At 35.8% G+C, this 12,753-nt stretch carries 8 protein-coding genes; all 8 read right to left on the reverse strand.

What is annotated here, in order from left to right:
- Nucleotides 1-31 precede the first annotated feature (31 nt).
- Nucleotides 32-1,621: a sulfatase gene (locus DDZ16_RS10040; protein WP_232526604.1), complete on the reverse strand. Its 1,590-nt coding sequence runs from the start codon at nt 1,619-1,621 to the stop codon at nt 32-34.
- An 11-nt stretch (nt 1,622-1,632) separates the two neighbouring features.
- Entirely contained in the window at nt 1,633-2,511 is an 879-nt protein-coding gene (locus DDZ16_RS10045; RefSeq protein WP_109264331.1) for a family 16 glycosylhydrolase, read from the reverse strand.
- Between the two features lie 68 nt (nt 2,512-2,579).
- The gene (locus DDZ16_RS10050) at nt 2,580-2,930 is read right to left on the reverse strand and encodes a hypothetical protein (RefSeq protein WP_109264332.1); all 351 of its coding nucleotides are present in this window, start codon (nt 2,928-2,930) and stop codon (nt 2,580-2,582) included.
- 688 nt (nt 2,931-3,618) lie between these two features.
- Nucleotides 3,619-5,280 carry a RagB/SusD family nutrient uptake outer membrane protein gene (locus DDZ16_RS10060; protein WP_109264334.1) on the reverse strand — a complete coding sequence of 554 codons (1,662 nt, stop codon included), beginning with the start codon at nt 5,278-5,280 and terminating at the stop codon, nt 3,619-3,621.
- A gap of 11 nt (nt 5,281-5,291) precedes the next feature.
- The gene (locus DDZ16_RS10065) at nt 5,292-8,804 is read right to left on the reverse strand and encodes a TonB-dependent receptor (RefSeq protein ID WP_109264335.1); all 3,513 of its coding nucleotides are present in this window, start codon (nt 8,802-8,804) and stop codon (nt 5,292-5,294) included.
- Nucleotides 8,805-8,962: 158 nt separating this feature from the next.
- Nucleotides 8,963-10,165 carry a FecR family protein gene (locus DDZ16_RS10070; RefSeq protein ID WP_109264336.1) on the reverse strand — a complete coding sequence of 401 codons (1,203 nt, stop codon included), beginning with the start codon at nt 10,163-10,165 and terminating at the stop codon, nt 8,963-8,965.
- Nucleotides 10,166-10,254: 89 nt separating this feature from the next.
- Nucleotides 10,255-10,833, reverse strand: a complete 579-nt coding sequence (locus tag DDZ16_RS10075; RefSeq protein ID WP_109264337.1) for an RNA polymerase sigma factor — start codon at nt 10,831-10,833, stop codon at nt 10,255-10,257.
- Between the two features lie 412 nt (nt 10,834-11,245).
- On the reverse strand, nt 11,246-12,244 hold the full coding sequence (locus DDZ16_RS10080) for a DUF6371 domain-containing protein (protein ID WP_109264338.1): 999 nt from the start codon (nt 12,242-12,244) through the stop codon (nt 11,246-11,248).
- Between the last annotated feature and the right edge of the window lie 509 nt (nt 12,245-12,753).

Raw genomic sequence — 12,753 nt, forward strand, 5'->3', positions numbered from 1 at the left:
AATTAAAATTCACTTATTAAATTCTATTCTTTTAGTCAATTGTTTGTTCGCTACCCCACCAATTATTGTCAGGATTAAACTCTTTTGACAAATACTCTTTTCGTTGTTTATCAAGAGCTTGCTTCTTATTTGTAGCAATACTCTTTAAATATTCCTTTTCCTTTTCAGCATCATATTCCGGATCTTTTTCAGGAAACTTTGCACCTACATCATTTAAATAATTAAAGAGCTTGTTATGCAAATTGATCTTTATGTCAGGATATAATTCTGAAACGTCAGCTCTCTCTGAAATATCTGTTTTTAAATTATACAATTCCTCGCGCTCATCTTCGTAATAATGTATCAGTTTCCAGTCACCATCGCGTATAATTGATGAAGGTTCACCACCTTGGTTTCCGTAGTGCGGATAATGCCAAATTAATTCGCGTTGTTTAATGCTTTTCCCTTTTAACAATGGCACTAAACTAACTCCGTCAAGATGTTCCTCGGGCTTCTGTTTAACTCCAATAAGTTCCAATAATGTTGGGTAAAAATCGGTGCCAGTAACTGGAACATCCACTTTTTTCCCTCCTTTAATTCCAGGTACCTTTATAAAATAAGGCTCCCGAATTCCGCCTTCATATTGATAGCCTTTTCCTCCACGTAAGGGCAGGTTTGATGTTGAATAATTATCTCCAGCTGCTACACCTCCGTTATCAGAAGTAAAAACAACTATCGTATTATCAGCAAGACCGAGCCTATCCAGCGACTTAAGCACTTCTCCTACGGCATCATCCATAGATTCTACTAATCCGGCATATACAGGATTGTCCTGATGCTGTCGGATTGGGAGGAAATGCCCCATTTTAAAGCCTTCCTCAGCAATACCCATCTGCTCAGCTTTGTTTCGGTATTTCAACCATTTTTCTTTGGTTGTTTCAATTGGGCTGTGTACAGCATAAAAGGAAAGAAAGGCAAAAAATGGTTTGTCCTTATTTTCTTCAATAAAACTTGAGGTTTCTTTGGCTAATCTCATTGATAAGTTTTCACCATCAGCTCCATCAGTTAATTTAGGATTCTTAAAAGGAGAAAAATATCCGCCAACAGGACCACCTCTATCATAACCACCAATATTTATATTAAATCCGTGGTCTTCAGGCCATGACCCTTTGTCTCCCATGTGCCATTTTCCGGCAAAAAAAGTTTTGTAGCCTGCCTCTTGCATAGCCTCTGGCAGAGTTACATACTCATGTGACAGATGGGGTTCATAAGCAGGTGGCAATAATTGATTGTACCGACCCGCTTTGCGCCAATCTACACCCGTTTTTGCCCCAATCCAATCGGTTACCCCATGTCTGGCAGGAAACTTTCCACTCATTATACTTACCCTCGATGGACTACATACCCGGCACGTAGCATATCCATTAGAGAAGGCTACCCCTTCTGAAGCAATACGATCGATATTAGGAGTACTATAATATTTACTTCCTGTACCACTCATATCATGGTACCCAAAATCATCTGCCAAAATAAATAGCACATTCTTTTTTATCTGTATACTTTGCGTTTGCTGACATGAATTCAAAAAAAGAAAGCCAAGTAAACAATACAAATATGACATAATACGAAATTGTTTATTCATTTTTTTAATGCTTATTTTACAACCTTTGACCACACTCTTACATAATCGATATCGAACGAGGCTGGAAATCCTTCAGGACTTGGAACATCTTTTAATGGTTTACGCAAACCAAATGAGAGAACAACATCTAATGGCTGATCCCAGTAATCATTCTCTCTCTCCAAACGTAAAACACCATCAACAAACCACTTGATAGAATTTTCGTCCCACTCAACTCCATACACATGGTATTCGTCATCTGGATTCCACGGTGCATGCCACTCATACCCTTCATGAATCTCATCAACAAGATTAGGATGATTAAATGCATGTATATTTAAACCAATCGCATTTTCTCCATAATTAACATTTTGAGTAAGCTCAACAATATCTATTTCAGTCCAGTAAGTAGGATTCTTGTTAGCTAAGCCACCTTCTTTATGATACAACCAAAAAGCAGGGCAAACTCCAGGATATTTTTCTGAACCCTTAATTTTGGCCTCAAAGTAGCCATATTTTACACTTGGTGCCTTAGATCTAATAGCCCCACTATAATAATATAGGTCTTCCAATAAGTCTCCATTAAAACCAACCCTTGAATGATGTTCATAATCCATTCTTATCGTTAATGACGATCCATTTGCAACAATATTCTCAGGCCTCCAGGTCCAAAGCCCCCATGAAGTAATATTATCATCCCATTTATCGGAGTCTAGAACTGTAGTATTAAATTCATCCGAGTAATTAGGATCTAACACCCAATCTCCATCGATATCAGAAACTGGTTTCAACTCTTTAAACGTCACCTTAGTGCCACAATCTTGCAAACAATCATCTCCTGTTATTACAGTTGCTCCATAGCTAAACACAAAGGTTTGTATCAAAAACGATATCAACACTATTTTTTTCATTTCAATAATTTTTATAGTACGTTAAAACACAAAAGATTAACTCATAAATGCAGATACAAGTAAAGTATTTACTGAGCGCACTTTTTATAAGTTTCGGTATCAAATGCAGTTAGTTCTCTTTGTTTTTTACCGGTAAGGGCCTTGAGAACATCCATAAACGTTGAATAGTTTGCTTGCTTTTGAGATTGAATCATCTCCGCAGATACCTCTCCGCTCTTCTTCTTCTTATTAATCTCATTAGCAGTTTTTTTACGAGCAACATAAGCCTCACTTAGAGTCTTTTGTTGAGCTTCATCTAAATCGTATCTGGCTGCAGCAGTTTCTACGTAACACTTGCGCATTAAATCACTTTTCTTTTCTTGACCTGTTGCGCATACCGTCACTAGTATAATTGCGCTTAATAATAATATTTTTTTCATTGTACAAAATTTTAACTGGGTTCTATTGTTATTTACTAAAATGAGGTATTCAATCATTATCCGCGAATTGTTTAACCAACTTCTTTAACTAAAAAAAGAAGTTCATTCCTAAATATTTCCATCCACAATTATAAATTCGCCTCCTATCATATTAACAAATGCATAAAGAAAAGGAGCATCATTAATAGTTTGGAGAAGATTATGATTTATCTGATCTCTTAACACATGAGAGGAGTGCCCGTTAGTATAAAAAATAGATACAAACTCAATTCGTAATATTTCTATTTTTCCAAAACTTGAAACTCTTTTTATTTGATGTGCATTAGATATCATAACCTAAACTTATCATATTTATAATTGAAGAACTGATTAATACTTAGCGAAAGAAAATCAGATCCCCTATATTTATTAAATATTGAAACAGAAGTTGAACCCGTGACCATTCTCTTTCAATAGTTTATATTCTATTTTTCGTTATCGTTTTTCATTGCCACATTTTAAAAACCCAAGGTCCATTTCACTCCATTATGGAAGATTCGGGACAGCATTCTCCTATCTTAATGATACAATCAAAAAGCAGAGCAAATTTCAAAACGTTTTTGTGGAGCGATTTAACTTAGAAGGAGGGGATATACTCGTCCTTCTAAGTTGTCATCAAACTCATATAGCACATGGGCATCATATAACCTTATAAATACCCAGGGTTTTGTGTTAATAGAGGATTTGTACTAAGCTCATTTTTAGGTATTGGAAACAATACATGGTGTGGAAGAATATTTTTCTGAGCTTCAAGCAACATTTTATCATCCACTGATTTTAATGTATATTGATGAAAAGTAGATGTTTCCTTAATGGTGCTAATAAGCTTGTTTGTTCGCACTAAATCATACCATCTTTTTCCTTCCCAGCATAATTCAAAAGATCTTTCAATAAATATCTGTTCTAGAAAAGCATCTAAATCAGTATTTGTATAATCGGCACTAACATCAGCAATAGTATAATCTAAACCTAATGCTCTTCTTCTTACCCTATTCATCATCTCAAGGCTTTCGGCATCAACGCTTCCTTTTGCTCTGGCATTGGCTTCTGCAAAAGTCAATAATACTTCAGCATATCGCATTAACGGAAAGTTGATAGGACTGTCATATATATTGAACCCCGGTGCGTCAGGCTTTTGCCATTTTGTAGCTCCAAAATCCTGATAACTTTTTTGTCCGCCAACAGCGCCACTCTTAACAATCCTGGTGGATGCACAGTTCCAAGCGTAACGAATATCCCCATCTTGTAAAGATTTTTGTTGGAAACGATATACAAAATCACCAACCGGTTTGGCTATTTGATAAGCACCACTATTTTGAGCCGTATTACCATAAGAGTTTTCATATCCATAGTTTCCGGCTACAGCACCACCTTCTGTTGTGCCACTTATAAACTGAACATCAAACAATATTTCTTTGTTATACTCATTATTGTGGCTAAATATCTGTCCGTAATCTTCGGAAACAGATGCACTTAATAGGTCGTATTTTGTAGAGCTAATAACCTCCATCGCTAGATCGGCAGCTTCTTGATAAAATTCACTTGTGTTTACCCAGCTCATGTCCACTCCATTAAGGTCAAGCCCTTCGTATGGTTTATGTTCTGCCAAAGAGGCCATCGTTAAATAAACATTCGAAAGAATTGCTTTTGCCGCATATTTACTAATACGTCCATTATCACCTTCAGGCACATCTTCCCATAATAATTCAGTTGCCTTTTCCATATCACTAACTATTTGTGTATATACCTCCTGCAACGAACTACGGGGTACATTAATCAGATCAAGCGAGACGGTAGGAGTTAGATTAAGTGGCACAGGGCCATATAACCTCACCAGATGTAGGTAATAAAATCCCCTTAAAAAATAGGCTTCACCTAAAAGCCTTTCTTTTAATTCTTGGCTCTCAAATGCGACGCCCTCAATTTTATCAATCACCAAATTACAACTTTCTATACCAAGGTATTGGTTTTTCCAAATTTCTTTGATCATTAAGGATTCTGAGGTATGGCTATAGTTTGATGGCGCAATAAAATTTACATTCTTAAGCCCAGCATTAGTCATTAGTTCATCTGTACCAACTACTCCAACAAAACGAAGACCATGAAAATAACTACCGTACACTGTAGGCTGACCAGTAGCTCCCAAGGCATCGTAACATCCGCTTACAGCTATCTCTATATTTTTCTCGGAGCTATAAAAGTTTGTTGTACTATAAAAGCTTTTAGGATCTTCTTCTAAGAAATCACTACATGAAGAAAATAATATTAAGAAGAGAATTAAAACGAAATTTACTATATTTTTACTATACATAACTTAAAATTTTAAAATGTTACTTTTAGCCCCAACTTATAAACACTAGGCCTTGGATATGCTCCACTATCATAACCGGGAGCAAGACCAATTCTTGAAACGCTTACCTCAGGATCATATCCCGAATAATTAGTTAATACGTATATATTGTCTCCACTTAGGGTGAATCGGCAATTATCAATACCTAACTTTTTAACCACCTTTTTGGGTAGATTATACCCCAATGTCAGATTACTTAATCGTATATACGACCCATCCTCTACAGCATAACTACTTGAAACATATTTCGTAAACCCAGAACTACTATGCATTTTTTCGCTTGGTTTATCAGGAGTCCACCTATCGAGAATACTGGTACTAAAATTGGCGTATATGGCATCCATGGCCTCTAAACTGTATCGATTGGCATTATATACATCACCACCATATGAAAAAGAAATTAATGCACTTAGGTCCCAGTTTTTCCATTTAAAATCATTGGTAAACCCTCCAAAAAAGTCAGGTGTTGCATCACCAATGATGGTTTTATCATCTTCAGTTATTTCATTGGTTCCATCATCATTTGTCTTTCTATATTTTATTTCACCCGGGCGTGTAGTTGTTTGATTACCTACTAGGTAATCTACACCATCTCTTAAATTAAATGTTCCATTAGCATCCAAAATTTCTTGGTAAAGATCCGCTTTATCTTGAACACTTGACAGTTCATCAAAGTTGGTAAAATCATCATATTGATAAACCCCATCCCAAACTAGTCCCCACATAGAACCAATGGATTCTCCTTCCATAATTCGGTACTCATTTAAAGTCCTAGTGTCACTTGGAACATCAATATCTATAAAGTCAGAGTCAGCCAACTTTATAATTTTATTACGGTTGAATGTCATATTGTAAGACGCTTTCCATTGAAAATCAGGTTTACTTACAATCGTTCCTTCAATTGAAAATTCTACACCTTTATTCTCCAATTCTCCAATATTGTTAAAATATGTTGAATAACCGGAATGATAAGGTACTGGCGAATTTAATAACAAGTCATATGTCTTCTTATAATAGGCATCTGTTGTTAGGGTAAGCCTTCTATTCAAAATCATAAAATCTAATCCAACATCAAATTGATCAGTTGTTTCCCATGTTAAATCATTATTCTGCATTTTAGAAGGAGACACAGCATACACTAAGTTTCCATTGTAGCTATAATTAGCATCTCTTAAAATACCTAAACTAGAATATGCAGGTATTGACTGGTTTCCAGTTTTACCATAGCTTGTTCTTATTTTTAGATTGTCAAAAAAATTCAAATTCTTAATGAAATCTTCTTCGCTTAATCGATATGCCAGAGCTAAAGAAGGGAAATATCCAAATTTATTTCCTTCTGTAAATTTAGAGGAACCGTCAGCTCTAATTCCTGCAGTCAAATAATAGCGATCCTTAAACACATAATTAGCTCTACCTAAAAAACTTACCAAACTCGTTTGGAGGATATTACTATCAGGTATACCCGGATTAAGACCAGCGTTAAGTTTTCCTGACCCAAGATCATATATTGGAAAATCTGTTACTGATGTTAATACTTCACTAAGATTATACTTTTCTATAGTAAACCCAGCTACTGCATTTATTTTATGGTCACCCCGTTTTTTTACATAATTCAAAAGATTCTCATTCACCCACCGGGTTGTCTCTCGGTTACTATTAAATGCACGACCATTAGTAATAGTACCTTGTGCAACATCTGGAGGATAAAACTCCTCGGAAGAGATATTTTGAAGGTTCAGCATCAATCTCGCTGTAAACTTAAGCGACGGAGATATATCGTAATTCAGCTGTAACATATTACTGAAATTATGATATCTAAGGTTTTTTGTAATCCTTTCCGCCATTGATTTTGGAGAGGTTGTATTTATGGTTGGATCAAATGGAATATCTTCAAAATCAGGAAGATAAGGCCTGAATTTTAGTGTTGCCGTAACAATTCCTGAATATATACCCTGTTTATTTGCAGCTACTAATCCATTGTTTTCAGAACTAGCAAAACTCATCACATTCTGTATTTTAAGTTTTTTATTAAACTGATGAGTAAATGCCACCTTTGAGGTAAATCGATCATAGTCTGACCCTTTTAAAATACCTTCTTGATTAAAATAACCAATAGATGCATTAAAAAAGCTACCTCCTTTACCTCCTCCTAATGTAATATGATGGTTTTGGATTAATGCCGTTCTATACATTTCATCTTGCCAATCTATTGTTTCGGCATTAGAATTATCTCTGGGAATAGTCTGATCTTCATCTTCCCAAAAAAGATAAGAGCCAGGCTCTATTTCTTCTACATAATCGAGGTATTGTTGTGCATTAAGCAATTCAATCTTTCTGCTATTTTGCAGATTTTGTATACCAGCATACCCGCTATAACTTAATTTCAGTTCTCCTTTTTTTCCTTTCTTAGTGGTAATTAAAACAACACCATTTGCTCCCCTAGAACCATAAATGGCTGTTGCTGATGCATCTTTTAATATCTCAATAGATTCGATATCTTCTTGATTGATAGCAGAAAGAGGATTCACGGCATTAGAACTAACCCCAGAACCTCCTAGTTCAGACTCTTTAACCGTAATAGGAAAACCATCAACTACATACAATGGTGCACTACTTGCCGAAATTGAATTGGCTCCACGGATGGTTATATTCATTCCGGCTCCAGGCGCACCCTCACTTGACGTTACCTGAACGCCACTTGCCCTACCTGCTAAAGAAGATTCAAAAGAACTACTTGCAATTTTGGTCAGGTCACCTGCTTTAACTGATCCCAAAGAGCCCGTTAGATCACTTTTCTGAATCGTTTGATATCCAACCACAACAACTTCATCAACACCAAACACATCTGCTAACATAGTTACATTAACGGTGGATTCCTTTCCAACTACAATCTCTTGATCGGCCATACCAATAAAGGAAAAAAGCAAAGCACCATCAGCAGGCACATTTGAAATGGAGTAATTTCCTTTAATATCTGTTATAGTACCACTAGTAGTTCCTTTTATCACCACACTAACACCCGGTAGCGATTCTCCGGTATCATCTGTGATGGTTCCTGTGATGGTAATTTTCTTTGTTTGATCATTAGCTGTTTTTTTTTCACTCTCTATTTGCTCCTTACTTTTTACAAGAATAGTAATTTGTCGCTTGTTAATCTTATAAGTATTGTTTGTTCCCTTAAAGACTTGCTGTAAAACAGCACCTACATCACCATTCTGCACATTTACAATTACTTTGCGGTTTAAATCGACAACCTGATCGCTGTAAATGAATATATAATCACTTTTCTTTTCAATCTCCTGAAAAGCTTGCTTAACAGATACATTATCAAGTTTTAAATTGAAACTTGTCTTCTGAGAATAACAGTTTTGCGTAGAGGATAATGCTGTTATCATCACCAGCAAGAGTAATGCGACCTTCTTTTTCAAGCTCCAACTGAGAACTTTTCTACTCGAAAAGTTCCATACTACTCGATTTTTTTTCATACTTTTGATTTAATTAGATTGAATATTTTATAATATTTAATGTTTAAACCGGGGGCGGCCAGGCCTTCGGTTTTTTTTATGCCAATTTATTTAACAACAGTACATGTCTCTCCCATGCTGCCTGTGGCTGGTAATACTTTCAAACTATTAAATTGAGCCTATTTTCCTCCTCCTATGTATATGTCATTACCCTCAACACGGCACTGTATTTGAGCTACATCTTCCAATACCTCTATCACATCTTTCAAAGAGTCGTTCAAATCTAACTTACCGGATATGGTCTCTGTAAAAACTAGCCCTTCAGGCACTATAAATCTTACATTATAATAACGCTCCACTCTTTCAAGGATGGTTCTTACATTTTCACCGGAAAACTCGTACCAACCTTTTGTCCATGAAATAACCTTTTGGACATTATATTCTTCCTCTATTTCAATGATATTATTTTCCTTGTGAAAGGATGCTCTCTGATTAGGCTTTAAAAGATATTCTTTTTTACCAATTCCAAGCGACGTAGGTCTTGATACAGCAACACTACCTTCTAACAATACGGTTTCTATTTTATTGTCAGAACCATAAGCTGACACATCAAACCATGTACCTAACACCTTAACATCCAAATCTCCGGCATTAACGATAAAAGGTTTATGCTTGTTTCTGGCAACCTTAAAACAAGCTTCCCCTTCAAGGTATACATCTCTTCTTTTGCCACTGAATTTAGAAGGAAATGCCAATCTACTACCTGCATTAAGCCATACTTTTGTTCCATCTGCTAGAAGTAATTCAGAACGCTTTCCTTTAGGAACAATCACTTCATTCATCTTAACCTTATGACCATCTTTGCTTTTTAAATCAATAATACTATCATTAACGATCAATTGCTGGTTTTTCTGATCTAACAGAATGGAAGATTCATTCATAGTTAAAGCAATCTCTTCTCCCGTAGAAAGTACAAGACGAGCATCTTTGGATATATTAAGCTCTGATTCTGCAAAATGATAAACTTCCTCATTTGTTATTTCGTACAAACCTAAAATCCCTAAAGAAATAATCAATAATATTGAAGCTGCCCAACTTATACTTCTCCTAATCCTAAGCTTCTTTATTTGTCTCTTATTATTAGCATCAAATTGCTCAATATTTCTCCAAATCCCCAATACAGATTGTTCATCCAAACCTTCACTGTCATCTTTTATCAACAACACAATCTCACGCGCCTCTTCAACCAAAGGCTTAAATCCCGGATTTTCTTCAATGAATGCATTCCACACATCGTTTTTATCCCCTTTCAAGACCCAATCAACAAAGGATTTATCCTCAATGAGTTTTTCAAGATTATATTTTAAAAAATCGCTTTTCATTAAATGGTTTTTAAGGCCTCTTTATTATAGAAAGACAGCAGTTTGTTTTTTGTGGACAAAAAATAGCAAGTTTTTTGTTTTTTTAGAAATCACCAAAGATTACTGAGGAAAAACAACAGCATGCTTGCTCCTCCCATGTTGTCTTTAAGTGCCTTTACCGACCTAAACACCAACTTCCTTGCTGAATCGTATTTGAGTTGCATCAATTCGCAAATCTCATCATAATCCATCTCGCATGTATAACGGTAATAAAGTATCTCGCGTTGTTTGGAACTTAAGGTTCTCAATCCTTCCTGCACCTGTTTTTCTCGATGTGACAATTCTTCCTTATCAATTATTTCTTGTTCTGCAGAAAACACTATCCGGGTAGTTAAATCATCTACAGGTCCCAATTCGAGGCGCTCATTGGGAGATTGCGAGCCACGTGCCAGTTTTCTTCGAAAAGATCTTAAGAGATAAAACTTAATATTATCCGTCTCTCCTAGATTCTCACGGGTACGAATTAAATCATAAAACAGATCCTGGATAGTATCTTTTATGAGTTCTTCATCATGACTGATTTTTTTACCATAACGATAAAGAATTTGAACATGCTGATAATAAATATGCGAAAGGGCATAATTCTCCCCATTCCTAAAATCATCCCATATTTTCTTATCTGAATTCATAATAGCATAGTTAAAAACGCATCAAAGGTATACATTCCTCAACACTTCAGTGTTGCATTATTTTACTTTTTAAGTGTCAATTAACAAGCCTGCAGAGGAAATCCCACGGTAAACTTGGAATAAAGTGTTGCAATATTGCAACACAACCACTGTTTCATCCTAATAGATAACTTGTTGTAATTTTCCGGTGCATTATTAAAAGGAGAACGACCATTGTAGTTAGTTCTTATTTTAATGCTACCTTTTTTTGTATCAGCATATCGCACACAACCTTTTCTTGTTTTCTATCAACCTATTCTGTCTGGATTGCTTCATTTTATCACTATATTCTTCAATCTCAAAATTTTTCCCAGTATAAGCTTCATAGCGGGTCAATCCTTTTAATAAATTATGGGGTCTTCGACTATTATAATCAGGAACTATCCAATTCAGGGCATTGCGTAACGCACAAATCAAACTTCTCTATCAATAAGTTCAGGTGCTTATTTTTCCTTTTAAGCTTATCAATTATAGCTTCTGGACCTGCCAGATACTGTTCCTTTTTGATAGAAATAACCAAGTCTGCAATATCATCGCCTTCATTTAAATTCGTATTCTCCAAAACAGTATTTACATGAACATTAAAGCAAGTGTTTTCTGCAATCTTGCGCCACTTATCAAATGCTTTGCCTTTATCAGGGAATAAAGTCACCTGATAATCTCTGAGGGCATTTAGCTTTTTTACATTCAACATTTCTATTGAACCAACGGCAATCCAATTGTATTGTGGATAATACAATGCTCCGAATATGGCATTCTTTTCACCTTCAGCAACGGCAACGGGTCTTGTTTTATCAATAAGCAGGTGCGCACCAAAGAATACTTGCTTTAAATTGAAGTCCTTTTGTTTAGTGATATAATGCACCCAATTAATATAACCGACTCGCTTTAGTGTAGCTGAATTATACTGCATTACCTTACCCGTTCTTACTTGTCCCGATCGATTGACTTGCCAAAATATGGTTTTATTCCCTTTGGCAGTTCCAACGTAATATTTCCTTAATACCTCCACAACCATCCTTTCAGGAAAATATTTACTCAAGCCAATAGCAAAGTTATTTTGGTGATAACTGGTAAGAGACGCTTGCATTAACTTCTTATCAATACAAGAAGGAGGTTTTATGATTATTTTGGTTTTTGGTGCAGGCTTATGAAAATCATCGGATTCGTATCCATTCTTTTCAAAGTACAACTTGGGTGTAAAATGATAGCCACATTTTTCTACCCGGTTACATCTTCCGGCATAATCAGACAAATGCTTTTTGCTATGGTTATCTAAATACCTGGTAAAAGTCCTCTGATGACATTGCGGACAATGATACCTGGTTGATCGACCTTTGTATTTTTCCAATGAATAGCGGATATCTGACATAAAGGAAATTTTTTTGTTTTAGTGGAGTTTGTGGAATTGTGGAGGATTGTTGTTTTTCAGGCACTTACTACTCCATACAACTCCACTCACTCCACGATTAGATCATTTATTTGATAAATTACCTCATTATTAAAGATTGAATCCATATTAATTAAGCCTTTCTTTTGCTCGAGCCGCAAGGGCTTTTCCTTTCTTCCTTCAGCCGAAGAAAGGAAACAAAGAAGCCCGCCGACGGCATCACTCACTTACCCACTATTTCCTTAATATTGAGACAGAAAGAACTCGCTATCGCTCAAACAGCTTTCTGTCTTATCAAAATATAAGGAAAGTGGGTCCCAAGCTGCGTTGATGATGTCGGACACTTGACTTGGAACATCGCACTTATAGATACAATTGCCCTATAACACTCAGCCAATGGCCTGAATTCTAATACATTTTCGCAAATTGAATATAATATTGACTGAGGATTATCACTCCGCTACTCCACACTTACTCCACTCAAACTCCAC

The organism is Marinilabilia rubra, assembly GCF_003121985.1.
Classification (GTDB): domain Bacteria; phylum Bacteroidota; class Bacteroidia; order Bacteroidales; family Marinilabiliaceae; genus Marinilabilia; species Marinilabilia rubra.

What these genes read in the sequence shown, in the direction of transcription:
- DDZ16_RS10040 (WP_232526604.1), bottom strand. Translation starts at nt 1,621, where the DNA reads ATGAATAAACAATTTCGTATTATGTCATATTTGTATTGTTTACTTGGC.
- DDZ16_RS10045 (WP_109264331.1), bottom strand. Translation starts at nt 2,511, where the DNA reads ATGAAAAAAATAGTGTTGATATCGTTTTTGATACAAACCTTTGTGTTT.
- DDZ16_RS10050 (WP_109264332.1), bottom strand. Translation starts at nt 2,930, where the DNA reads ATGAAAAAAATATTATTATTAAGCGCAATTATACTAGTGACGGTATGC.
- DDZ16_RS10060 (WP_109264334.1), bottom strand. Translation starts at nt 5,280, where the DNA reads ATGTATAGTAAAAATATAGTAAATTTCGTTTTAATTCTCTTCTTAATA.
- DDZ16_RS10065 (WP_109264335.1), bottom strand. Translation starts at nt 8,804, where the DNA reads ATGAAAAAAAATCGAGTAGTATGGAACTTTTCGAGTAGAAAAGTTCTC.
- DDZ16_RS10070 (WP_109264336.1), bottom strand. Translation starts at nt 10,165, where the DNA reads ATGAAAAGCGATTTTTTAAAATATAATCTTGAAAAACTCATTGAGGAT.
- DDZ16_RS10075 (WP_109264337.1), bottom strand. Translation starts at nt 10,833, where the DNA reads ATGAATTCAGATAAGAAAATATGGGATGATTTTAGGAATGGGGAGAAT.
- DDZ16_RS10080 (WP_109264338.1), bottom strand. Translation starts at nt 12,244, where the DNA reads ATGTCAGATATCCGCTATTCATTGGAAAAATACAAAGGTCGATCAACC.